At 65.2% G+C, this 22194-nt stretch carries 24 protein-coding genes and 1 riboswitch; of the genes, 19 read left to right on the top strand and 5 right to left on the bottom strand.

Annotated elements, in window-relative coordinates:
• The first annotated feature begins 84 nt into the window (after window positions 1-84).
• The 9 genes from BKN05_RS01645 to BKN05_RS01605 all read left to right on the top strand — a co-directional run bounded on the left by BKN05_RS01645 (window position 85) and on the right by BKN05_RS01605 (window position 9219).
• Window positions 85-327 (top strand): glutaredoxin family protein, encoded by a 243-nt coding sequence (locus BKN05_RS01645; RefSeq protein WP_049377845.1) that lies wholly within the window; start codon window positions 85-87, stop codon window positions 325-327.
• Between the two features lie 73 nt (window positions 328-400).
• A complete protein-coding gene (locus BKN05_RS01640) occupies window positions 401-1735 on the top strand; it encodes a glutamyl-tRNA reductase (RefSeq protein WP_286687775.1) in 1335 nt (444 codons plus the stop codon).
• The gene (hemC, locus tag BKN05_RS01635; RefSeq protein WP_286687774.1) at window positions 1736-2623 is read left to right on the top strand and encodes a hydroxymethylbilane synthase; all 888 of its coding nucleotides are present in this window, start codon (window positions 1736-1738) and stop codon (window positions 2621-2623) included. It begins immediately after the preceding gene.
• A gap of 208 nt (window positions 2624-2831) precedes the next feature.
• The gene (locus tag BKN05_RS01630; protein ID WP_286687773.1) at window positions 2832-4508 is read left to right on the top strand and encodes a bifunctional uroporphyrinogen-III C-methyltransferase/uroporphyrinogen-III synthase; all 1677 of its coding nucleotides are present in this window, start codon (window positions 2832-2834) and stop codon (window positions 4506-4508) included.
• 28 nt (window positions 4509-4536) lie between these two features.
• Window positions 4537-5520, top strand: coding sequence for a porphobilinogen synthase (gene hemB / locus BKN05_RS01625; RefSeq protein WP_225746032.1), 984 nt, complete (start codon window positions 4537-4539; stop codon window positions 5518-5520).
• Window positions 5521-5529: 9 nt separating this feature from the next.
• Window positions 5530-6279 (top strand): EMC3/TMCO1 family protein, encoded by a 750-nt coding sequence (locus tag BKN05_RS01620; protein WP_286687772.1) that lies wholly within the window; start codon window positions 5530-5532, stop codon window positions 6277-6279.
• The gene (locus BKN05_RS01615; RefSeq protein ID WP_286687771.1) at window positions 6276-6767 is read left to right on the top strand and encodes a tellurium resistance protein TerC; all 492 of its coding nucleotides are present in this window, start codon (window positions 6276-6278) and stop codon (window positions 6765-6767) included. Before BKN05_RS01620 ends, BKN05_RS01615 begins: the two co-directional genes overlap by 4 nt.
• A gap of 37 nt (window positions 6768-6804) precedes the next feature.
• Window positions 6805-7839, top strand: a complete 1035-nt coding sequence (hemE, locus tag BKN05_RS01610) for a uroporphyrinogen decarboxylase (protein WP_286687770.1) — start codon at window positions 6805-6807, stop codon at window positions 7837-7839.
• The gene (locus BKN05_RS01605; RefSeq protein WP_286687769.1) at window positions 7840-9219 is read left to right on the top strand and encodes a protoporphyrinogen oxidase; all 1380 of its coding nucleotides are present in this window, start codon (window positions 7840-7842) and stop codon (window positions 9217-9219) included. It abuts the gene before it with no gap.
• A 70-nt stretch (window positions 9220-9289) separates the two neighbouring features.
• On the opposite strand, the gene BKN05_RS01600 is transcribed toward BKN05_RS01605, so the two are convergent.
• Together BKN05_RS01600 and BKN05_RS01595 are read right to left on the bottom strand one after the other, a co-directional pair.
• Window positions 9290-10321, bottom strand: coding sequence for an HNH endonuclease signature motif containing protein (locus BKN05_RS01600; protein WP_286687768.1), 1032 nt, complete (start codon window positions 10319-10321; stop codon window positions 9290-9292).
• Between the two features lie 116 nt (window positions 10322-10437).
• Window positions 10438-11286 carry an NAD(P)-dependent oxidoreductase gene (locus tag BKN05_RS01595; RefSeq protein ID WP_286687767.1) on the bottom strand — a complete coding sequence of 283 codons (849 nt, stop codon included), beginning with the start codon at window positions 11284-11286 and terminating at the stop codon, window positions 10438-10440.
• Between the two features lie 26 nt (window positions 11287-11312).
• A riboswitch (guanidine-III (ykkC-III) riboswitch) is annotated at window positions 11313-11383 on the top strand.
• A gap of 8 nt (window positions 11384-11391) precedes the next feature.
• Between BKN05_RS01595 and BKN05_RS01590 the strand changes: the two genes are divergently transcribed.
• The 8 genes from BKN05_RS01590 (at window position 11392) to BKN05_RS01555 (ending at window position 18670) form a co-directional block, all read left to right on the top strand.
• Entirely contained in the window at window positions 11392-11706 is a 315-nt protein-coding gene (locus BKN05_RS01590; RefSeq protein ID WP_286687766.1) for a DMT family transporter, read from the top strand.
• 616 nt (window positions 11707-12322) lie between these two features.
• Entirely contained in the window at window positions 12323-13624 is a 1302-nt protein-coding gene (gene hemL, locus BKN05_RS01585) for a glutamate-1-semialdehyde 2,1-aminomutase (RefSeq protein ID WP_286687765.1), read from the top strand.
• 8 nt (window positions 13625-13632) lie between these two features.
• Entirely contained in the window at window positions 13633-14241 is a 609-nt protein-coding gene (locus BKN05_RS01580) for a histidine phosphatase family protein (RefSeq protein ID WP_286687764.1), read from the top strand.
• Window positions 14241-14852, top strand: coding sequence for a TlpA disulfide reductase family protein (locus BKN05_RS01575; protein ID WP_286687763.1), 612 nt, complete (start codon window positions 14241-14243; stop codon window positions 14850-14852). The genes BKN05_RS01580 and BKN05_RS01575 overlap by 1 nt, the downstream gene beginning before the upstream one ends.
• Entirely contained in the window at window positions 14853-15656 is an 804-nt protein-coding gene (locus tag BKN05_RS01570) for a cytochrome c biogenesis CcdA family protein (protein WP_286687762.1), read from the top strand. It begins immediately after the preceding gene.
• 7 nt (window positions 15657-15663) lie between these two features.
• Window positions 15664-17295 (top strand): cytochrome c biogenesis protein ResB, encoded by a 1632-nt coding sequence (locus tag BKN05_RS01565; protein ID WP_286687761.1) that lies wholly within the window; start codon window positions 15664-15666, stop codon window positions 17293-17295.
• Window positions 17296-17389: 94 nt separating this feature from the next.
• Entirely contained in the window at window positions 17390-18409 is a 1020-nt protein-coding gene (gene ccsB, locus BKN05_RS01560; RefSeq protein WP_284810969.1) for a c-type cytochrome biogenesis protein CcsB, read from the top strand.
• Complete coding sequence (locus tag BKN05_RS01555; protein WP_284839451.1) at window positions 18410-18670, top strand: helix-turn-helix domain-containing protein; 261 nt, start codon at window positions 18410-18412, stop codon at window positions 18668-18670.
• Here the strand turns inward: BKN05_RS01555 and BKN05_RS01550 are convergent.
• Window positions 18667-18912: a hypothetical protein gene (locus tag BKN05_RS01550; RefSeq protein ID WP_286687760.1), complete on the bottom strand. Its 246-nt coding sequence runs from the start codon at window positions 18910-18912 to the stop codon at window positions 18667-18669. The genes BKN05_RS01555 and BKN05_RS01550 overlap by 4 nt on opposite strands.
• 38 nt (window positions 18913-18950) lie before the next feature.
• Here BKN05_RS01550 and BKN05_RS01545 point away from each other — a divergent pair, with 38 nt between their 5' ends.
• Window positions 18951-19277, top strand: a complete 327-nt coding sequence (locus BKN05_RS01545; RefSeq protein WP_286687759.1) for a DUF4229 domain-containing protein — start codon at window positions 18951-18953, stop codon at window positions 19275-19277.
• Here the strand turns inward: BKN05_RS01545 and BKN05_RS01540 are convergent.
• Window positions 19274-20164, bottom strand: a complete 891-nt coding sequence (locus tag BKN05_RS01540; RefSeq protein WP_286687758.1) for a 1,4-dihydroxy-2-naphthoate polyprenyltransferase — start codon at window positions 20162-20164, stop codon at window positions 19274-19276. The two genes, BKN05_RS01545 and BKN05_RS01540, sit on opposite strands and share 4 nt — an antisense overlap.
• A 214-nt stretch (window positions 20165-20378) precedes the next feature.
• Between BKN05_RS01540 and BKN05_RS01535 the strand changes: the two genes are divergently transcribed.
• The gene (locus BKN05_RS01535; RefSeq protein WP_034656208.1) at window positions 20379-21050 is read left to right on the top strand and encodes a metal-dependent transcriptional regulator; all 672 of its coding nucleotides are present in this window, start codon (window positions 20379-20381) and stop codon (window positions 21048-21050) included.
• Here BKN05_RS01535 and menE read toward each other — a convergent pair whose 3' ends face one another.
• Complete coding sequence (gene menE / locus BKN05_RS01530) at window positions 21051-22184, bottom strand: o-succinylbenzoate--CoA ligase (RefSeq protein WP_005322961.1); 1134 nt, start codon at window positions 22182-22184, stop codon at window positions 21051-21053.
• Window positions 22185-22194: the final 10 nt, after the last annotated feature.

Genomic DNA, 22194 nt, shown 5'->3' with positions numbered 1-22194 from the left:
GAGACAAACAGCTTTCGCAAACGCGGGGTGGACTAACGTGTCCATAGTAATGGTTTCGACCGCCGCCGTCCTTGTGAGGAGAATATGTCTCAGCATCTCGTCGAGCTCATGGTGCGCACCACCTGCGGTTCTTGCGCGCGCGTGAGGGAGCAAATCACCCCCGTCATCAAGCGGGCAGGCGCGGAGCTTGCTGTGCGTAACGTGGATGAGGACGCGGAGCTGGCCATGGAGTTCGGTGACCGCGTGCCCGTTGTGGTCATCGACGGCGAAGAGTTTGCCTGCTGGGAAGTAGACAACGAGGAGTTAGCGGCCGAGCTGGCCGGTTGATTCGGGATCCGCGACACCGACGGGTAGTCTTTTGGAGGATTAAAATCAATCAAAGGGTTGAGGAGTGTTGTGCATGAGCGTGCTCGTCGTGGGCATGTCCCACCAGTCGGCGCCGGTGGCGCTGCTGGAAAAGCTGAGCATGGATAGTGCGGTCCAGGATTCCGCCTGCGGGCAACTCGTGGCGGCCGAGCCGCTTTCAGAGGCCATGATTATCTCCACCTGCAACCGCATGGAGGTCTACACCGTCACCAGCTCCTTCCACGCCGGCGTGCAAGAAGTCGTGCGCGTGCTCACCCAGGTTTCGGGCGTGGGAGAGCAGGAGCTGCGCAACTACCTCTACGTGCGCTATGCCGACGCCGCGGCCGAGCACTTGATGTCCGTGACCTCCGGCCTGGATTCCATGGTGGTGGGCGAGCAGCAGATCATCGGCCAGGTGCGCAGCGCCTACCAGTCCGCCTCGGAGCAGGGCACGGTCGGCCCGCGCATCCACGCGCTGGCGCAGGCCGCGCTGCGGGCGGGCAAGCGCGTCCACTCCGAGACCGATATCGACGAGGCCGGCGCCTCCATGGTGTCCTTCGCCTTCGACCAGGCCCTGCAGCGCCTCGACGCCGAAGACCTGAGCGGCAAGACCGCGCTGGTCCTTGGCGCGGGCGCCATGGCATCCCTCGCCGCCACCCACGCCGGCCGGCTGGGCGTCAAGGAGCTGGTGTTGGCCAACCGCACCCGCGAGCGCGCCGAGCGCCTGGCCAGCCACGCCGAGGAGGCGGGCGTTGCCACCCGCGTCGTGGACTTTTCCGAGCGCGCCGCCGCGCTTTCCGACGTCGACCTGGCCATCTCCGCCACCGGCGCCGAGAACTTCACCATCGCGGCCACCGACATTCCTGCCGGCCGCGATCTCATGCTCATCGATCTTTCCCTGCCGCGCGATATCGACGATGCCGCCGCCGCGGCCGAGGGCGTGGATCTGGTCAATATCGAGCGCCTGAGTAAGTCGCTCTCGGCCGCCTCCACCGATCTCGCGGCCGGTACCAGCCCGCACGCCCAGGCCCGCCACATCGTCGACGAAGAACTCGCGGCCTATACCTCAGCCCAGCGCGTGCGCGACGTCGCCCCGGCCGTAAGCGCCCTGCACCGCCGCGCGGCCGATCTCGTCGAGTGCGAGGCCGCGCGCCTGCACCACAAGCACCCCGAACTCGCGGGCAAGCAACTTGAGGACGTCCAGCGCGCCCTTAAGCGTGTGGCCGATAAACTGCTGCATGAACCGACGGTGAGGGCGAAGAAACTGGCGGCGTCGGAAAGCAGCGTCAGCAGCGAGAACGCCCTGCAGGAACTCTTTGGCCTGCAGCTGGAAGGCTCCGGCGTGTCCGTGGCCGTCAATGAACTGCCCACCATGACTAAGGAGGCCTAAATGTTTCAGATTGGTACCCGCGGCTCCAAGCTCGCCACTACCCAGGCGGGCCATGTGCGCGATTGGCTTATCGACGCCGGCTTTGACTCCCAACTCCACATCGTCACCACCGCCGGCGACGTCAACATGGCGCCCGTCGAGCGCATCGGCGTCGGCGTATTTACCCAGGCGCTGCGCGAGGCTCTCTATGCCGGCGAGTGCGATATCGCCGTGCACTCGTTTAAGGACCTGCCCACCGCGCCCGATGATCGCTTCCGCCTCGTCGTGCCGCAGCGCCAGGATTCCCGCGAGGCGCTCGTCGCCCGCGATGGCCTGAGCCTGGAGCAGCTGCCGCAGGGTGCGCGCGTGGGCACCTCCGCCCCGCGCCGCATCTCCCAGCTCGCCGCCCTCCGCCCGGACCTGGAGATTCGCCCGCTGCGCGGCAATATCGATACCCGCATGTCCAAGGTCACCGACGGCGAGCTCGACGCCGTCCTGCTGGCCTACGCCGGCCTGCTGCGCGGCGGCTATGCGGACCGCGCCACCGAAATCTTTGAGCCTTCCGTCTTCATGCCGGCGCCGGCCCAAGGCGCACTCGCCATCGAGGCCGTGGCCGGCACCGAGGCCGCCGCGGCCCTAGACGCCATTGTCGACGACCGCGCCTCGGCCGCAGCTGCTGGTGAGCGCGCCGTGCTGGCCCGCCTCGAGGCCGGCTGTACCGCGCCGGTGGCCGCCACCTCGCGCTGGGACGGCGACGAGCTCACCGTGCGCGGCGGCGTCTTCGCGCTCGACGGATCCCGCCAGCTCATCGCCACCGCCTCCGGCTCCGCGGCCGAAGCCGCCGACCTTGGCGCGCGCATCTCGGACGAGCTTTTCGCCGGTGGCGCGGCCGAGCTGCTGGGCAAGTAATTTCGCCTTTAGGCGCTAATAATTTAAGGTGTAGATACCACAGATCATTGTTCCGCAATGATCCGGCCCCCTTTAAGGGCATCCCAGGACGCAAGGCCTGGGATTTTGGCCGTTAAGACCGTGTCACCCACCGCCGGCGCGGGGAACCACACCGCATGCGATCATGTCCGTGCGCGGTGCCGCGCGCCCGATTTTAGAAAAGAACTTTATGAGCAATGCCGCGCCAGACACCCAATTGGGCAAGATCGTCTTTGTGGGCGCTGGTCCAGGTAATCCCGACCTGCTGACCGTGCGCGCCCGCGAGGTTCTGGCAAATAGTGCCATCGCCGTGACCGATCCGCAGGTCATGCAGGGCGTGCGCGATGCCGTCGCCGCCGCGCTGCCCGTTCCGCAAGAGCTTCTCGACGCCGCCGAGGCCGAATACGCCCAAATGTGCGCCGATGCCAAAGCCAAGGGCGCACGCCGCAAACCGCCGCGCCCCGCGCCGCCGACGGCCGCGGTGCTGTACGAGCCGGCCGCAGATATCGTCGGCCAGCTGCGCGAGTGCTTGGTCAAGGCCGATGGCGAGGATGTCATCCGCCTGGTCACCGGCAACCCGCTGCACCGCGAGTCCATCAAGGCGGAGATCAACGCCGTGGCGTCTGCCGGCCTGGAGTTCCAGGTGGTGCCGGGCATGTCCCTGCCGTCTACCGTGCCGTCCTTTGCCGGCATTGCGCTCGGCTCGACTTACACCGAGGCCGACGTAACCGACGGCGCCGATTGGGACGCGCTGGCCAATGCCACCCAGCCCATCGTCCTGCAGGCCACCAAGGAAGACCTGCCGGTCATCTCCGATGAGCTGCAGCAGCGCGGCATGCCGGCCGAGACCGAAGCATTCGTCACCGTCCACGGCACCACCCGCCTGCAGCGCACCTATGAGACCACGCTGGGCACCATGGGCAAGCTGGACGCTGACCTCACCGGCCCGCTCGTGGTCACCCTCGGCCGCAGCATCGATGACCGTACCAAGTACTCCTGGTGGGAAAACCGCCCGCTCTATGGTTGGCGCGTGCTCGTCCCGCGCACCAAGGAACAGGCCGGCCCGATGTCCGCGCGCCTGGCCGGCTACGGCGCCATCCCGCAAAACGTGCCCACCATCTCCATCGAACCGCCGCGCAACCCGGCGCAGATGGACCGCGCCATCAAGGGCATCGTCGAGGGCCGCTATAAGTGGATCGTCTTCACCTCCGTCAACGCCGTGACCGCGGTATGGGAGAAGATCGCCCAACTCGGCCTCGACGCCCGCGATTTCGCCGGCGTCCACCTTGCGGCCGTGGGCACCAAAACCGCGGCCGCCATCCGCGCCAAGGGCATGGTCCCGGAGCTCTTGCCACACAAGAAGAAGCAGAACGCCGAGGGCCTGCTCGATGTCTTCCCCAACTTTGTGGAAGATATCGACGCCGTCGGCCGCGTCCTGCTCCCGCGCGCCGATATCGCGGCCGACACCCTAGTTGACGGGCTCAAGGCTCTCGACTGGGAGGTCGACGACGTCGTGGCCTACCGCACCGTCCGCGCCGCCCCGCCTTCGGCCGAGATCCGAGACATGATCAAGACCGGCGGCTTCGACGCCGTCGCCTTCACCTCCGGATCCACCGTGCGCAATCTGGTGGGCATTGCGGGCAAACCGCACCAGCGGACGATCATTGCGTGTATCGGGCCGTCGGCAAGAGCGGCCGCGGAAGAGATGGGCCTGCGCGTCGATGTGGTGCCCGAAGTCGCCGACGTGCCCGCGCTTGTCGACGCCCTCGCAGACCACGTCGCCGCCCTCCGCGCCGCCGGAAACCTGCCCGCGCCGCGCAAGAAACGCCGCTCGCGCAAGAAGGCTACTAAGGTCGACAAGGCATAAGTTTTAGTCTCGCTCTAAGGAGTACCCAATGAGCACCTTCCCAGCCCGCCGCCCACGCCGCCTGCGCACCACCCCGCAGATGCGCAACCTCGTGGCCGAAACCGAGGTCCGCCCCTCGGACCTGATTCTGCCCATGTTCATCGTGGACGGTCTCGACGCCCCGCGCGAGATTCCCTCCATGCCGGGCGTCTACCAGCACACTTTCGATTCCCTGCGCCGCGCGGCCGAGGAGGCGCTGGAGGCCGGCGTGCCGTGCATCGACCTTTTCGGCGTGCCGCTCGATGAGGACAAGGATGAGACCGGCTCCGTCGCCTGGGACCCCCAGGGCATTTTGAACCGCGGTATTTCCTGCCTGCACGAGGAATTCGGCGATGACCTCATCGTTATGGCCGATACCTGCCTGGACGAATTCACCTCCCACGGCCACTGCGGCGTACTGGATGACAAGGGCCGCGTGCTTAACGACGAATCCGTCAAGCTCTACCAAGACATGGCCCGCTCCCAAGCCCGCGCCGGCGCCCAGATCGTCTCCCCGTCCGGCATGATGGACGGCCAGGTTGCCGCCATCCGCGCTGACCTCGACGAGGCCGGCCACGAGGACGTTGCCATCATGGCTTATTCCGCCAAGTACGCCTCCGCCTTCTTCGGCCCGTTCCGCGACGCGGTCGGTTCCTCCCTCGAGGGCGACCGCCGCACCTATCAGCAGGACCCGCGCAACTTCCGCGAATCCCTGCTCGAAGCCGAGCTCGACATCGAAGAGGGCGCGGACTTCGTCATGGTCAAGCCCGGTCTGCCCTACTTGGACGTGCTCTCGGCCGTGGCGGAGACTTCTCCCGTGCCGGTTGCGGTCTACCAGGTCTCCGGAGAGTACGCGATGGTCAAGGCCGCGGCCGCCAACGGGTGGATCGACGGCGAGGCCATCATGCTCGAGTCGCTGACCGCATTCAAGCGCGCCGGCGCCGGCCAGATTCTGACCTACTTCGCTACCGAAGCCGCCCGCCTTCTCAAGTAAAGGACCCCTGTGACTGCTACGCCCCCGTCGCCCGCCCCTGCCCCTCGCACGCAACGCCCGCCGCGGCAGCAGCGGCCGGAGTCCGTGACGTACATGCTGTGGCTGTGGCTGGGCGCGCTATGCGGCGAGGCCGTGCACCAGGTGCTCAACGTGGTGCTCACGCTGCTCAACCACGACGTACTCATGTCGCAGGCCAAGGAGATGGCCAAGTCCGCACCGGCCGGCGTGGATGAAGCCCAGCTTTCCGACGCCTTCCTCCGCACCGCCGCCTACGGTTCCGTCGCTCTTTCGGCTGCCATTTCCTTGGCGATTATCGTGCTGTTGGCCTTCCTGTTGCGGTCCCTTGCTAACCGCAGCAGGCGGGCCGGCACCTCGCGCCGCGTGTGGTTCGCTTTTTCGATCTACTTCGGATTCCGCATTCTGCTGACCTTCATGGTCACCCCAGCCGGCGCGGACGTGCCCGATTGGCTCTTTGCCGCCGATGGCATGGTGCAAATTCTCGTCGGCGTCGCGGCGGTGCTCGGCCTGATTTTCTCCGTGCGGGCCGATACCTTGGATTACACCGGCGAGCTCGAGCAGATGCGCGAGCTGGAAAAAGAACTCGAGCGAGCGCAGCGCGAGAAGAAGCGCGCCGAGGAAGAGCGCAAGCGTTCCAAGGGCGACCAGCGCAGCAAGCGCGACAGCAGCAAGCGCGATCGCACCGACCACACCAACCGCACCGACCGTGCTGACCGGACCGACCGGGAGGATGAGCGATGAGCAATACCGAGCGGCCCGGGCCCCGGGACTATAACCGGGCGGCCCGAAACTCCTCCGCCAACCAAAACCTCGACGCATGGCCGCGGCCCCTGCGTTGGGCATATTGGGTGCTCGTCGTCAGCGCCGTGATCATGCTGGTGAGCGGCATGGTGGGCATCTTCGGCTCGGGCGGGCCACAGGCCGAGCCGAAGAATGCGCAGGTCGCGGAGTACCTCCATTCCAATCGCCTGTTTGTCGCGGTGACCAATGCCGTCGGCGCCATTCTGCTTGCGCTCTTCGCGGCGCAGCTGGCCGCCGGGTCCAAGTGGGCGCGCCGCATCATTACCGTGGTCATCGCGTTCGCGCTTTTTACCAATATCGCCGCCCTCGCACTCGGAATCGGCGGGCTTGGGCTGCTGATTATCCCCATCACCTTGATTGTTGCCCTCGCGCTGCTTTTCCAGCCGCAGTCCAACCGCTTCATCAAGGACCGCAGCTTGCGTGGCTAATTAGCCCCCACTCCAACTTTTGATTCATAATTGGGGCATGTCTCGAACACATCGTGCCCCGCTTATCGACGCCGCCCTCGGCCGCACCCCCTCCCGCCCCCCAGTCTGGTTCATGCGCCAGGCCGGCCGCTCGCTGCCGGAGTACCGCGCCGCCCGCGAGGGGATTAGCATGCTCGATTCCTGCTTCATGCCGGAGCTGCTGGCCGAGATTACACTGCAGCCGGTGCGCCGCCACGACGTCGACGCCGCCATTTTATTCTCCGATATCGTCGTCCCGCTTAAGGCCGCGGGCGTCAAGGTCGATATCGCGCCGGGGCGTGGGCCGGTGATGGAAAAAGCGGTGAGGAGTAGGGAGGACGTCGGCAAGCTGCCGCTGCTGGAGACTGACGTCCCCGAAGTTAACGAAGGTATCGCCCGCATCCTGGCCGAGCTTAGCGAAACCCAAGCGCTCATTGGCTTTGTTGGCGCGCCGTTCACGCTGGCCAGCTACCTCATTGAGGGCGGGCCATCCAAGAACCACGAGCGCACCAAGGCCCTCATGCATGCAGAACCGGAGACCTGGCACATGCTCATGCGCCGCCTAGTTCCGACCATCACCCGCTTCCTGCAGGTGCAGGTCGATGCCGGCATTGATGCCATGCAGCTTTTCGATTCCTGGGCCGGCTACCTCAATGAGCGCGACTACCGCGAGTTCGTGCTTCCGTACTCCCGGGAAATCCTGGCCGGAGTGGAGATTCCACGCATTCACTTCGGCGTCGGCACCGGCGAGCTGCTGCCGGCCATGTCGGAGGCGGGGTCGGAAGTTATGGGCGTCGATTATCGCGTGCCCATGGACGCCGCGGCCGAGCGCGTAAGCGCCCGCGTGCTGCAGGGCAACCTCGACCCGGCCATGCTTTTTGCCGGCGATGCCGCCGTGCGCCAGGCCGTGCGCACCATCCGCGGCGAGGTCGACCGGGCCCGCGAGCGCGGCGATATTGACGGCCATATCTGGAACCTCGGCCACGGGGTCTTGCCAACTACCGACGCGGAGGCCATCACCCGCGCCGTATCCATCATCCACGAGGAGGGCTAAATGCGTATTGCGATTATTGGTGCCGGCCTGGCGGGCTTGACGGCCGCTTACGAGCTGCGCGACCACGACGTTGAGGTTTTCGAGGCCGCCGGCCGTATCGGCGGCAAGCTGTATTCCGTGCCGTTTAATGACGGCCCCACCGACATGGGCGCCGAGGCCTTCCTCGCCCGCCGCCACGACGCCGTGGAGTTCATCAAATCCCTCGGCCTCGGCGACAGCCTGGTTGAGCCCTCCGGTCTGCACTCGCTGGTGTACTCCGGCGAGCTTAAGCCGCTGCCGCGCGGCGGGATGATGGGCATTCCTTCGCACTCGGAGCCGGTCGCACACTTGGTCTCGGCCGAGACTGCGCGTCGCATCGATAACGAGGAGCCTTTCGAGTGGACGGCCGGCAGCGACGTCTCCGTCGGCCGCCTAGTGCGCCAGCAGTTTGGCGACGACCTCGTTGACCACGTCATCTCCGCCCTCCTCGGTGGCGTGTACTCCTGCTCGGCCGATGACCTGGGTGTGCGCGCGACCATGCCTGCGCTGGCCGAGACGCTCGACGTGCTCTCCGAGCGCGGCCCAGTCACACTCTCGGCCGCGGTTCGCTCGTTGGAAGAGGCCCGCGCGGCCAAGCCGAGCAGCGGCGGACCCGTCTTTCAGACCTTCCGCGGCGGCTACGCAGAACTCTACGAGGCGCTGGCCGATAAATCCCGTGCCAAGATCTACCTCGATACCTTCATCTCGGGCATCACTCGCGAGGGCGAGAAATTCCGCTTGGCCGGCGCACCCGGCGATACCGTCCCCTTTGACCGCGTGCTGGTGGCCACTCCGGCCCCGACCGCAGCGCGCCTGCTGCCCAAGGTGTCCCCGCGGGCGGCGGAGCGGTTGAAGAGCGTGAAGCTAGCGGCGTCGGCAGTCGTGGGCCTGAAGTTCGAGTCTGACACGGACCCGGCCGGCAAGGCATTGCCGCAGAACTCTGGCATCCTCGTCGCCACCGACCAAGACGACGTTCACGCCAAGGCATTCACGCTGTCCTCGCGCAAGTGGCCGCACTTGGCAGAGCGCGGCGGGGCTCTCGTGCGCGCCTCCTTCGGCCGCTTTGGCGACGACGCCATCGTCCGCGCCGAGGAAGATGACCTCGTCGACTACGCCCTCGACGACCTTCAGCGGCTTACCGGCTTCGACGGCCGCGCCGCGGGCGTTGCCGAGATTTTCACCCAGCGCTGGTTCGGCGGCCTGCCGCGCTTTGATGCCGGCCACCTGGAAACCGTGGCCGGTGCGCGCGGTGCCCTCGCGGCGACGCCGGGCATCGATGCCGCCGGCGCTTGGGCCGGCGGGGTTGGGGTGCCAAACGTTATCGCGGACGCCCGCGCTGCTGCGGCCCGCATCGCTCGCTAGCGGCGGGGCTCGCTAGCTGCGGGCATGCCAATGCGGCAGCAGGGCATCCTGCTGCCTGGCGGTTGCGGGGCTACTGGGGCGATGATGGCGCGGTGTGAGCCCAGGGCGGCTGCCACACCACGCGGCCTCGGCGTCGAACGAGGCGCCCGCGCACCGGTGGGGCATTCGGGTCATCGTCGTTGACGCCGTTGTGGTACGGGCAACAGGTCGCGAGGTTTGCCATATTGGTATCGCCGCCGTGTCGCCACGCCTGCAAGTGGTGTACCTGGCATTTATCCGCCGGATAGTTGCATTCGACCCACGGGCATACCGGATTTTCGGCAGCAGCCATGAGCCGTTGCTTTTCACTGGCCATGCGTTCCGTCCGGTAGAGGTTGACCGCGCCCTCGAAGGGGTGAACGAGGGTGATAAGCCCGCGCTCTGCCAGCGTGCGCGAAACGAGTTCCGCGCCGGTGAGGCGGGCACCGTTGGTGAGCTGGATGGTGATTTCCTCGCCGTCGCCATCGATGATGCGGTCGAGTTCGTCGAGCGTGATAATTGCATTCGTCGTAATGGTCGGACGGGTGGCTGGGGCGGCGCCGGAAGGGGAGAAGAGCTCCGCAACGGAATCGAGAGGCGCGTCCTCGTCCAGGCTGGATTCCAAGTCTGCGATGAGCGAAGAGGGCCCGGTAATCGCGAGGGTCCACGGCGCGTCCTTGCGGCGGCGGATGCGCACACCGGGGCGCGGCGGGGCTGGGGGATTGAGCTCGCGCAGCTTCTTGCGCGCCAGCTTTTCCATCTCATCGGTATCGGCGGCAGTGCGACACAGCTCCACGCGCAGGCGCCAGGCATCGCGCTTGGTCTTAGCGCGGGATGCGTAGCGCTCGATAACCTCCAGAGTGGGCAGCGGGTGGGCGCGGTCGCGCGCGGCGGTAACCGCTTGGCGTTGCTGGCGGGTGAAGGAGGTGGGGGCAAAGAGGGCGTCGGCAAGCGTGAGCAAAGTGCGGGCCGTCTTATTGGGCGCACCGGCGGCGCGCAGCTGGTCTTCAGACATGCCGGCGCACCCGGCAACGATGTCGATGCCAGGCGCCAGGGCCGCAAGATAAGTCTGAAGAGCTGTCATGCCCCGCAGCCTAAGCCACGGCGTGCAACCCGCGCGAGGGCGAGCGCGCGAACCTGTGGATAACTAGGGCCCAAAAGGTGAATTTCGGCCCGCACGCCCGGTGGGCCTGTGGATAACTAGCCTTTATTGCGGAAGACGAAGATGGAGGAGAAGTCCTGATCCCCGTGGCCCATGGCCTGCATTTCCTCGAAGCGGCCGATGGCGGCGGTCAGGGCGGGCAGCGGCTTGGTGGAGGTCATCTCCATGAGCTTGGCGTCCTTGGCTAGGGCGTCGACGGTGAAATCGCCCGGGTCGGTATTGCGCTCGCCGGTGATAAACGGCGCCTTCATATTGGCGATGAATGACAGACCGGTGATATCGAGCATCTGCAGCACCACCTCGGAGTCCAGGCCCTCGGACTCGCCGAGTTGCAGGGCTTCGAGCAGGCCCTCGGCGGTGACGGCGAGCGCGAGGTTCGCCAGCAGCTTTCCGATGGCCGCCGTGGCCGCCGCCTCCACTCCGATGAGCTTGTCTTCGCCCGCCCAGGACTCGGCGAGGGACATGGCTTGCTCGCGGCGGGCGTCGTCAGGCGTGCCCACATAGACGCCGAGCTTGCCCTCGCGGGCCGGTCCGAGCGTGCCGACGACCGGGGCATGGACGTAGGTTTCCACGGCGGCGGCGAATTCGCGGGCATCGTTGGGCGAGACGGTGGTGGTATCGATCCAGGTCACGCCGGCGGGGATGAGCTGCGGCTCGACGACGACCTCGCGGACATCGTCAGGCCCGAAGAGAGAGGTAATAATGACCTCGGCGTTCGCTACGGCCTCGGTGGGCGAGGCGGCAAGCTCGGCGCCTTCCTCCACCAACGGCTGGGCGCGCTCGGCGGTGCGGTTCCATACGGTCAATTCGATGCCGTCTTGCTCATTGAGCAGGCGGCGGGCTAGTTCGGTTCCCATGCGGCCAGTTCCAAGAAATGCAATCCTCATGCTTTCCCAGTGTGCCATCATTGGGTGCAGGCTCGCTGCCTTTCGTGCGGGTCCCGGACGAGGGAGCCGTACCCGGCGCCGCGACAAGACGGCCAGGAAGCAGCTATGGCGTGGTTCATCTTGATTTTCTCCGGCGCATTCGAGGCCGTGTGGGCGGCGGCGCTGGATAAGTCCGCAGGTTTTACTCGCCTGTGGCCCTCGCTCATTTTCCTCGTGGCTTGCGCGATTTCCATGGGCGGGCTGACGTGGGCGATGCGCAGCATCCCGGTGGGCACGGCCTATGCGGTGTGGGCGGGCGTTGGCGCGTCGGTGGCGGTTATTTATTCCTTCGCCGCCGGACACGAGGCTGCCACGGCGTGGAAGGTGCTATTCCTCGCCATGATCATCGGCGGCATCGTGGGGCTAAAAGCGGTGAGCTAGAGGCCCGGGATCCGCGGCGCAGGCGGCAGCGGCAACTCCGGCGGGGCGGGCGCAGGCACGGCGGGCACGGCCGGCACATCAGGCACCGCGTCCTCGATGCGTCCGCGCACCTCGTGCGGCGGAATATTGAGGTTCGGCAGGCCGCTTTTATCCCGCGCAGGTGGGCGTGGGGCAGGCGCCGCTGGTTGCGGACGCGGGGCGGGCGCTGGTGCGGGCGCGGGCGCGGGCCGTTGCTGGGGCGCGGGAGCCAGGCCAGGACGCGAACCAGGTCCGGACGCGGGAGCAGGTGCCTTGTCCAACGACGCAGGCTCCGCGGTCGGCGGCGAAGGAGCGGCCGGCTTGTCCTCCCGAGGAAGGTCGCGCGGGGCGAGCGGGCGGGGAGGGGGCTGCCAGGAGGGGGCGTCGGCAAGCGGGGTGGCACCCACCGAGGTGGGCAGCGGCCGCTCGGGTTTGGCGCAGCCGGCGAGGCAGAAAGCGGCCAGAATAGCGAAAATGAGAGTGCGCTGCATTGAAAATCCCCCCGAATTGAAACGTGCAACGCCCCGAAGTTTAGCGGCTGACTGTGAATCGCGCACTCCAACTTTTGTATAGCGCGCGAATCGCTAGAATGTCAGACATGCCTAATACTTCCCAGTCGCAACAGTGGTTTGAGCGTTCCTCCAAGGTGATTCCGGGCGGGGTGAACTCGCCGGTGCGCGCGTTTGGCTCCGTGGGTGGCCAGGCTCGCGTGATTGAGCGCGGTGCGGGCTCGCGCCTGTGGGACGTCGATGGCAACGAGTACGTCGACCTGGTCAGCTCCTATGGCCCGATGATCCACGGCAATGCGCACCCAGAGATTGTGGAGGCCGTGCAGCAGGCCGCGGCGGGTGGCTTGAGCTTTGGCTCGCCCACCGAGGGTGAGGCTTTGCTGGCGGAGGCCATTGTGTCGCGCACCGCGGCCGATAAGGTGCGCATGGTTAACTCCGGCACCGAGGCCACCATGTCTGCGGTGCGCCTGGCCCGCGGCTACACTGGTCGCGCCAAGGTTTTGAAGTTCGAGGGTTGCTACCACGGCCATGTGGACGCGCTGTTGGCCTCGGCCGGCTCCGGCGTGGCGACCTTTGCGCTGCCGGATTCCCCGGGCGTGACGGGTGCGACGGCGGCCGATACCATCGTTGTGCCTTATAACGATATCGAGGCCGTGCGCGAGGCATTTGCGCAGCACCCAGGCGAGATTGCTTGCATTATTGCGGAGGCCTCGGCCGGCAACATGGGCACCGTGGCACCGGAGGAGGGCTTCAATGCCGCGCTTGCCGACGTCGCCCATGAAGACGGCGCCCTCCTCATCCTCGACGAGGTCATGACCGGCTTCCGCACCTCCTATAAGGGTTGGTATGGCGTCGACGGCGTGGCGGCGGACTTGGTGACCTTCGGCAAGGTCGTCTCCGGCGGCCTGCCGGCTGCTGCTTTCGGCGGCCGCGCCGAAGTTATGGACTACCTTGCGCCGGAAGGGCCGGTCTACCAGGCTGGCACGCTATCCGGAAACCCGGTTGCCATGGCCTCCGGCCTGAAGTCTTTGGAGCTGGCCGATGAATCGCTCTACGAGCGCTTGCAGGCCAACGCGGACCGCCTGACCGGCATGATTTCTTCCGCGCTATCAGCCGAGGGAGTAGCGCACCACATCCAGCGGGCGTCTTCGATGTTCTCCATCCGCTTTGCCGAGGGCGAGGGCCGCAACTTCGCCGATATGCAGGCGGCCGAGACCTTCCGCTTCACCCCGTTCTTCCACGCCCTGCTGGATAACGGCATCTACGTCGCGCCGAGCCCATTCGAGACCTGGTTTGTCTCGGATGCACTTACCGACGCCGACTTCGAACTCATCGAAGCCGCCCTCAAGCCCGCCGCCCAAGCTGCGGCCGCCGCGCGTCCCGCACACTAAGGAGAGACATGACACGCACTATCGTTCACCTCGTGCGCCACGGCGAGGTCCACAACCCGGAGAAGATCCTCTACGGTCGCATCCCGGGCTATCACCTGTCCTCGCGCGGGCATTCCATGGCGGCGCGCACCGCGGAAACCTTTCGCGACCATGACGTGACCTACCTGGCGGCCTCGCCGCTGCAGCGCGCCCAAGAGACCGCGCGGCCGATTGCTAAGGCAACGGGGCTGGACGTGGACGTCGATAAGACGCTTATCGAGTCCGGCAACCGCTTCGAGGGCCTGCGCACCAAGGGCCCGCGTTCCGCGCTGTGGAACCCGCGCCGCTGGCCGCTGCTGGTCAACCCGCTAGAGCCCTCGTGGGGCGAGCCCTATGAGCAGATTGCCGAGCGCATGCTGGGCTCCATCGAGCGCGCCCGCACCGCCGCGGCCGGCCACGAGGCGATCTTGGTCAGCCACCAGCTGCCCATCGTGATGGTGCAGCGCACCGTGCTGGGCCAGCGCCTGCCGCACGCGCCGTGGAATCGCGAATGCGACTTGGCCTCGGTCACCTCCCTGCTTTTTGAGGATAACCAGGTCACCGACATCTTCTATTCCTCGCCGGCCCAGGAGATTTAATGTCACTACAACGCAGACGCACAGTCGGCGCAGTGCTGGCGGCGGCAGCCATCGCGCTGCCGCTTGCCGGTTGCTCGCAAGACGCCGATAAAGCGCAAAACGCGGTTGCTACCGGCGGCAACTTCGAGTTCATCACGCCCGGCGGCGAAAAGGTCATCAATTACGAGGAATCTGAGCGCAAGCCGCTGCGCACGTTCTCCGGCGAGGATGTGCGCGATAGGGATAAGACCATCTCCCTGGAGGACTATGACGGCGAAATCGTCGTGCTCAACTCCTGGGGCCAGTGGTGCGCTCCGTGCCGCGCCGAGGCCGATGACCTGCAAGAGATCCACTCCGAGCTACAGAAGCGGAAGATTGGCACCGTGCTGGGCATCAACGTGCGCGACTATAACCCGCAGGTGTCCAATGACTTTCTCAAGGATAATGGCCTGACCTACCCCTCCATATATGATCCACCATTTAAGACCGCGGCGGCCCTGGGCGGCGTACCCACCTCCGTGGTTCCGACCACCATCGTCTTGGATAAACAGCACCGCCCGGCTACGGTCTTTTTGCGGTCCATCACCGCTCAAGATGTGATGGACGTAGTGGACAAATTAGAAAAGGAATAAATGGACAACGCAGCGAGCATCGGCAACTCCTTTGCCGAGGCCGCGACCTCCGGCCCACTCATTCTGGGCCTGTTCGCGGCCGCCGTGGCGGGTCTGGTGAGCTTCGCCAGCCCGTGCGTGATCCCACTGGTGCCCGGCTATATTTCCTACCTAGCCGGCGTGGTGGGCGGCGAGGTTACGTTTGACGGTGAGTTGGGGGTGGGCGTCGGCAAGCGCAGGCAATGGGCCGTGGTACTGGCCGCCGCCTTGTTCATCCTGGGATTTACCGTGGTTTTCTTGCTGGCGACGGTCTCCGTATTCGGTGCGATTTCCGCGCTCCGGCTCAATGAGGAGACGCTCATGCGCATCGGCGGTGGCGTGACCATCCTGATGGGTGTGGTTTTCCTCGGCGCGATCCCGGTGCTGCAAAAAGACACCCGCATGGCACCGAAGCGCTGGACCACCTGGCTGGGCGCGCCGCTGCTGGGCGGGATATTCGCGCTGGGCTGGACGCCGTGCTTGGGCCCAACGTTGGCCGCCATCATTTCCGTATCGGCCGGCACCGAAGGCATGACGGCCGCGCGCGGCGTGCTACTTATCATTTTTTATTGCCTGGGCTTGGGCCTGCCGTTCCTGCTGGTGGCGCTGGGCTCCGCGCGGGCGATGCGCTCGATTTCGTGGGCCCGCAAGCACTCGCATACTATCCAGGTCATCGGCGGCGTGGCCATGATCCTCGTTGGCTTGGCCCTGGTAACCGGCCTGTGGGGCGAGTTTATTAACTTCATCCGCCAGTGGACCGTGGACTACGGCGCCACCCTGATTTAGGAGAGACGTGAAATATTTCCGCAAAGCCTGGCATTGGCTGACCAGCATGCGCACGGCACTGGCGCTGCTTTTCTTGCTGGCGCTGGCCGCGATTCCCGGTTCCTTGCTGCCGCAGCGCGACCTCAACGAGCAGAACGTGCAGGACTTCATCGAGTCCAACGGCAATGTGGCGAAGATCTACGACAAGCTGCAGCTTTTCGACGTCTTTTCTTCCGTCTGGTTCCAGGCCATCTTCATCCTCTTGGCCATTTCCCTGGTTGGCTGCATCCTGCCGCGTTCCTGGAATCACTATAAGGCGTGGAAGACCCCGCCCACGCGCGCGCCGAAGTACCTCCACAAGCTGCCGCTGGCGGCCGAGGGGCATTCGGATAAGAGCGAGGAAGAGCTATCCGCAGAAATCAAAAAGCGCCTGAAGAAGTGGCGCGTGGCCGAGTACTCCCCCGAAGAAGACCGCGCCGGTGTGCATGCTTTCTCCGCGGAGCGCGGCTACGGCCGCGAGCTGGCCAACCTGATCTTCCACGTGGCACTGGTGGCCATCTTGGTGACCGTTGCCGCTGGCCGCTTGGTCAACTACGAGGGCCAGGTCATCGTGGTTACCGAGTCGGGTTCGCAGGGCGGCGGCCAGACCTTGGACCAGTCCACGGAGTTCTGCAATACCTCCACGTCCAACTTTGACTCCTTCCGCGCCGGCCCGCTTTTCGACGGCACCGGTCTTCACCCCTTCTGCTTCGTCGCCCATGACTTCGCGGCGGAATACCTGCCCAACGGCCAGGCGGAGATGTTTACTTCCAACGTCTCCTACGCGGAGGGCGAGGACATCTACAAGGATGACTCCGAGTGGAAGGACTATGAGCTTAAGGTCAACCACCCACTGCGCTTGGCGCACAACCGCGTCTACTTGCAGGGCCACGGCTATGCGCCGACGGTCACGGTGGAATGGCCCAATGGCGAAAAGCGCACCCAGACCATTCAGTTCCAGCCGAATGACACGACCTTCTTTTTGTCCTCCGGCGCGATGCGCTTCGACCCACCGGCAGGCATGCACCCGGATCTCTATGACCGCCGCCAGAACCAGATCGCCATCCAGGGCCTCTTCGCGCCCACGGCCGAATGGGCCGGCGAGAACGGCAAGCTGCTGCAGTCCGCATATCCCGGGCTGCAGGATCCGGCGATGGCCATCGATATCTACCGCGGAGATGCCGGCCTGGACACCGGCACCCCGCAGTCCTTCTTCTCGCTGGACCCGAACCTGGTGCAGTCCGGCCAGCTACAAAAGATTGACCGCGTGAACCTCAACCAGGGCGAGGACGTCACCCTGGACGATGGCACGAAGATCACCTTCGACGGCGCCAGCGAGTTTGCCAACTACCAGGTCTCTTATGATCCTTTCCAGAAGTGGGTGCTGGCCTCCGCGCTGGTGATGCTCATTTCCTTGGTGGGATCGCTGATAATTAAGCGCCGCCGCGTCTACATCCGCCTGCGGCCAAACGCGGCCGGCGGCACCGACGTGGAGATGGGCGGCCTCGCCCGCACCGACCGCGCCGGCTGGTCCGAGGAGTTCCACGAGCTGCACCGCGCGCTGCTCGAACTGCCCGACCCAGACGAGGTCGAAGAAGACGAACTTTATACCGATGACTAGCGCCCCGGCCCGATCCAACAAAAGTTGGATTGGGTCGTTTCGCTGAGTAAGGTAATCAGCACTTACCCCGCACGTGTGAAGGCTAGGAGCATTCATGCAGATCGATCAGAATCTGTCTAATTTCTCGGATATCGCGGTGCAGACCGCCTTTGTGGTGTACTGCGTCGCGCTCTTTTTGTCGCTGTTTTACTACGGCCGCATGCAGGGCATCATCGAGGGCCGCCGCGCCGTGAAGTCCGAGGCCGCGAAGGTCTTGGTGGGGGCGGGCGCTGGGGGCGTCGACAAGCACAGCTATGCCGGCGAGGTTGCCCAGTCCTCTTCCGGAATCACGGCCGATGAGCTGCAGGAAAAGGAGCGCAAGGCCGATAAGCTCGGCGGCATGACCAGCGCGCTGATGTGGGTGGGCATTGCCCTGCACGCCGCGGCGATTGTGCTGCGTGGCCTGGCGACCGGCCGCTTTCCGTTTGGCAACCTATACGAGTACGTGCTGATGGTGAGCTTCGGTGTGCTGCTGGTGGGCAATATTGCTATGCAGCGCAAGGAATGGCGCACCGTGTGGCCGTGGCTGCTCACCCCGACCCTCGCGCTGATGTTTTATGGTTCCACCAAGCTCTATGCTGAGTCTGCCCCGGTGGTGCCGGCGCTGCAGTCGCACTGGCTACCCATCCACGTCACCGTGGTTTCCTTGGGCGCGTCCATCGGTATTATCTCTGGCATTGTCTCGCTGCTGACTCTTTTGCGTATGGCGCAACCGAAGCATGCCGAGCATGGCCTCCTCGGTGCGGTGGCCCGCCCGCTGCCTTCGGCCGCAAAGATTGACCAGCTGGCCTACCGCCTGGCTGTTATCACCCTGCCGACCTTGGGTCTGGGCATCATCTTGGGTGCCATCTGGGCCGAGTCCGCCTGGGGCCGCTTCTGGGGCTGGGACCCGAAGGAGACTGTCTCCTTTGCCACCTGGATCCTGTATGCCGCCTACCTGCATGCGCGTGCGACGCCGGCCTTCCGCAAGGCGGCGCCGTGGATCAACGTCATGGCGATGGCGCTGATGGTCTTCAACCTCTTCTTCATTAACATGGTGGTCTCCGGCCTGCATTCCTATGCGGGGCTGAACTAGATGGCGGAGCATACGAGCCCGCGCCATAAGCCGGGCAAGCCGGCCGGCGATAATGCGGTGATTTTGGGGCTGGGCGCACAATTTGCCGAGCGCCGCCGCGAGTTGGGCATCTTGCAGCAGCAGCTTGCCGACGCCGCCGGTATCTCCCGCTCCACCCTCCACACCATCGAGCACGGTGGAGCGGGCGTGCGGTGGGAAAAGATCACGGCTGTGGCCGAGGCCCTCGGCTTGGAGATGCGCTTCGTGCCGAAGGATTCCTAGTCCTTGTCGCCGTCGGTGCCGCGATTGCGGCGCTGGCGGCGTTTTTCTTCTTCTGCCTCCTGTGCGCGGCGTTGCTTGAAGCGCTCCTTTTCTAAGTTCCAGAGGAATTCCTCGTCATCGTCGGGGCCTTTGATAGCGCGGGGTTGTTCCACTTCGCGCTTTTTCCATGTCGAGGGCCCGAAGGCCTTCCAGACTAGGTAGGCGGCGAGGACAAAGAGGAGTAGCAGGATGATTCGGCCCATGCGTGCGATTCTACCTGCACCGCGTACAATCAACCTCCATGACGCATAACCCTGAGCCACCCAAGCCGGACCCAGAACTGCGCCGCCGTTCGCGCGCGGCGCTGTGGAAGTACGGGCTCGCCCGCGTAGTGCTTTTTATCGCATTGACCGTGGTGATTGAGCTTTTGGCCATCGCCATCGGTTTTCCCATCCCGGTGCTTATCGCAGCGCTGCTGGCGCTCTTTGTGGCGCTGCCGTTATCGATGCTCATCTTTAAACAGTGGCGCATCGAGGCCACCCAAACGCTGGCCGAGTACTCCGCCCAGCGCAAGGCCCACAAGCGCTGGGTCCAAGCGGAGCTGGAAGGCCGCGCCGCGCAGGACTAGACGAGGATGAGCGCGGCGGCCTCGATAACGGCCCACAGCAGCATCGCGCGGCCGGTCAGGCCGAGCACCGGGATGAGCTCTGGGCCTTGGGTGCCGCGGTTGACGGTGCGGATGGCGCGCAGCGCAAGGGGGAAGTAGACCAAGCCAGCGAGCGCGAGCCAGCTGCCGAAGGCGATGCCAATGGTCAGCAGGAATGGCAGCAGGAGCAGCACCGTAAAGAGCAGGCGCGCCTTCTCGTTGCCAAGCCGGACGGCGAGGGTAATCTTGCCAGTCTGTGCGTCGGAAGGAATATCGCGGATATTGTTGACCAAGTTGACGCCGGAGCTCATCGCCCCGATGCCGACGGCCAGCGCGAGGCCCGACCACGACAGGCGTCCGGCCTGGGTAAATTCGGTACCGAGCACGGCGACCAATCCGAAAAAGATAAAGACAGCAACCTCGCCGAGCCCGCGATATCCATACGGGTTCTTGCCGCCGGTATAAAACCACGCGCCCGCGATGCATAGCGCGCCCACTAGGATGAGCCACCACGCGTGCGCTGCAAAGGACAGCGCAATGCCGGCGAGCCCAGCCACGGCGAAGGCGGCGAAGGCCGCGAGTTTCACCTGCTGCGGGCGGGCCAGGCCACCGCCGGTCAGGCGCTGCGGACCGGTGCGGTCATCGTCGGTGCCGCGGATGCCATCGGAATAGTCATTGGCATAGTTCACGCCGATGATAAGTGCCCACGCCACGATGAGGGCGAGGAGCGCGCGGCCGAAGTGCGCGCCGTCGGCAGCCGCTGCGGCACCAGTACCAGCGATGACTGGGGCGAAGGCATTAGCCCACGTGTGCGGGCGTGCGCCTTGGAGCCAGTCTTTGGCAGTTGCGGGATAGGCAGAAAGTGACATGTCAGTTATTGTGCCACGCCACCGCGGGCATGCTGTGCACAAGGGACGCACACGGCGGATATATAAAAGCCACGGGTATGGCGGAAGCGCGTCGTACGGACCCAAGAAAGGACGGCTGTGGGCCACACCCGTGACAAAAGTTCAATGCGTTGAACTTTCTTAAAGTTATCATGTGAATCGCTCGCGGGGCAAGGCCTTTACTACGATGAATGTCATGCATTTAAGCGATCTCCCTGAACGTACCCAGGACTACCTCAAAGTCCTGTGGGACCTCTCCGAGCACTCCGGCGGCGCGCCCATCGCGCTCAAGGAGCTGGCGGGGCGATTGAACCAAAAGGTGCCCACGGCGTCGGAAGCCGTAAAGCGTCTCGTTGCCCAAGGGCTGGTGGAACATGAGCGCTACGCTGGCGTTTCGCTGACCCCAGAGGGCCAGGCACTGTCCATGGGCATGGTCCGCCGCCATCGTCTCCTCGAGACCTTCTTGGTCAAAGAGCTGGGGTACACCTGGGACGAGGTTCACGAGGATGCCGATCTCCTCGAGCATGCATGCTCCGATCGCTTCATCGATCGACTCGATCAGCACCTGGGCCATCCTCAGCGCGATCCCCACGGCGATCCCATCCCCGACGCGCAGGGCAGCATCGAGGACCTTGGCACGCTCACGCTTGACGACGTCCCCCTTCACACCCCTGTCACCATCGAGCGGGTATGCGACGGAGACACCGAGCTGTTGCGCTACCTCGACAGCCATGGCGTCGGCCTGGGCGTCGAGGTCGTAGTCGATTCCCGCGTTGCGGGCCTGCTCAACCTGCACGCAGGGGACGAGGAGTTCTCTCTTGCGGAAGTCGCGGCCGCCGACGTGACGGTGCGCGCTAACGAAGTCTAATCAGTTCTTAAAGAGCCCTGCGACACCACGACGGTCCACCTTGCCGGGGCCGGTCAGCGGCATCTCAGCAATGCGGATAATCTCGCGCGGAATCTGCCACCGAGGCAGGTCATCGAGCGCTTCGAGGATGTCGGTGCGCGAGGCCCAGCCGGTGTAAGCTGCGGCGATCATCTGGCCAAGACGTGGATCAGGGATGCCCACCACGCATACACTGTCGACGCCCGGTACCTGCAACAAGAGCTGTTCCAGTTGTTCTGGGTGCAACTTCAACCCGCCCGAGTTGATGATGCTGTCCAGACGTCCAGTGACGGTGAGTTGACCGTGGGCGTCGAGCTCCCCGGCGTCGGAAGTTGCGAACCAGCCACCGACGAAGTCGCGCGATTCCACATTGCGGTAGCCCTGCGCAATGGTCGGCCCGCCCAGGAAAATGCGGTTATCTTCCCCGATGCGCACCTCGGTGCCGGGCAGGGGAGTGCCGTTGTAGACGCAACCGCCCGCAGTCTCCGAGGAGCCATAGGTGGTTACCACGGTGATGTCGAGCTTGCGCGCAGATTCCAATAGCTGGGGATGTGGCGCTGCTCCACCTACCAGGATGGAGTTGAAACGGCGCAGTGCTTGGATGCCGTCCAGCGAATCGAGTGCCTTGTGCAGCTGCATCGGTGTGAGCGCGGTGTACATGCGGTCCTCGGTGTGGGCGAGTTCTTCTGCTGCGCGGGCGAACTCGGTGATGTTAAAGCCTTGGGACAGGTCGAGGCACAGTGGCTCCACACCCGCCACCAACGAACGCACGAGCACCTGGATGCCCGCGATATGGTGGGCGGGCATGGCCAGTAGCCATTGGCCGGGGCCACCCAGGAAAGAATGGGTGGCATCCGCACTCGCCACCAGGTTAAGCGGGCTTAGCTGCGCACCCTTCGGTGTGCCCGTGGAACCCGAGGTGGACACCACCAAAGCAATGTCCTCAGCAATCGATTCGCCCGCGCGCATGTGGTTGCGCAGCAATTCCGTCCGCGTGCGGTCCGCTGCGGGAAGGGGTAAGAGCGTGGTCTGCCCAGCGATGGCCTTCTCGAGGTCATCCAAAATTCCTGCGGGATTGCGGGGATCGACTGGGAGTGGGGCGAGGATATGAGTCACGAATAATCAG

The organism is Corynebacterium sp. S5S1, from assembly GCF_001913985.1.
In the GTDB taxonomy this organism is placed as follows: domain Bacteria; phylum Actinomycetota; class Actinomycetes; order Mycobacteriales; family Mycobacteriaceae; genus Corynebacterium; species Corynebacterium marquesiae.
The sequence above is the reverse complement of the archived record's forward strand: the minus strand, read 5'-3'. Positions and strand labels throughout refer to the sequence as shown.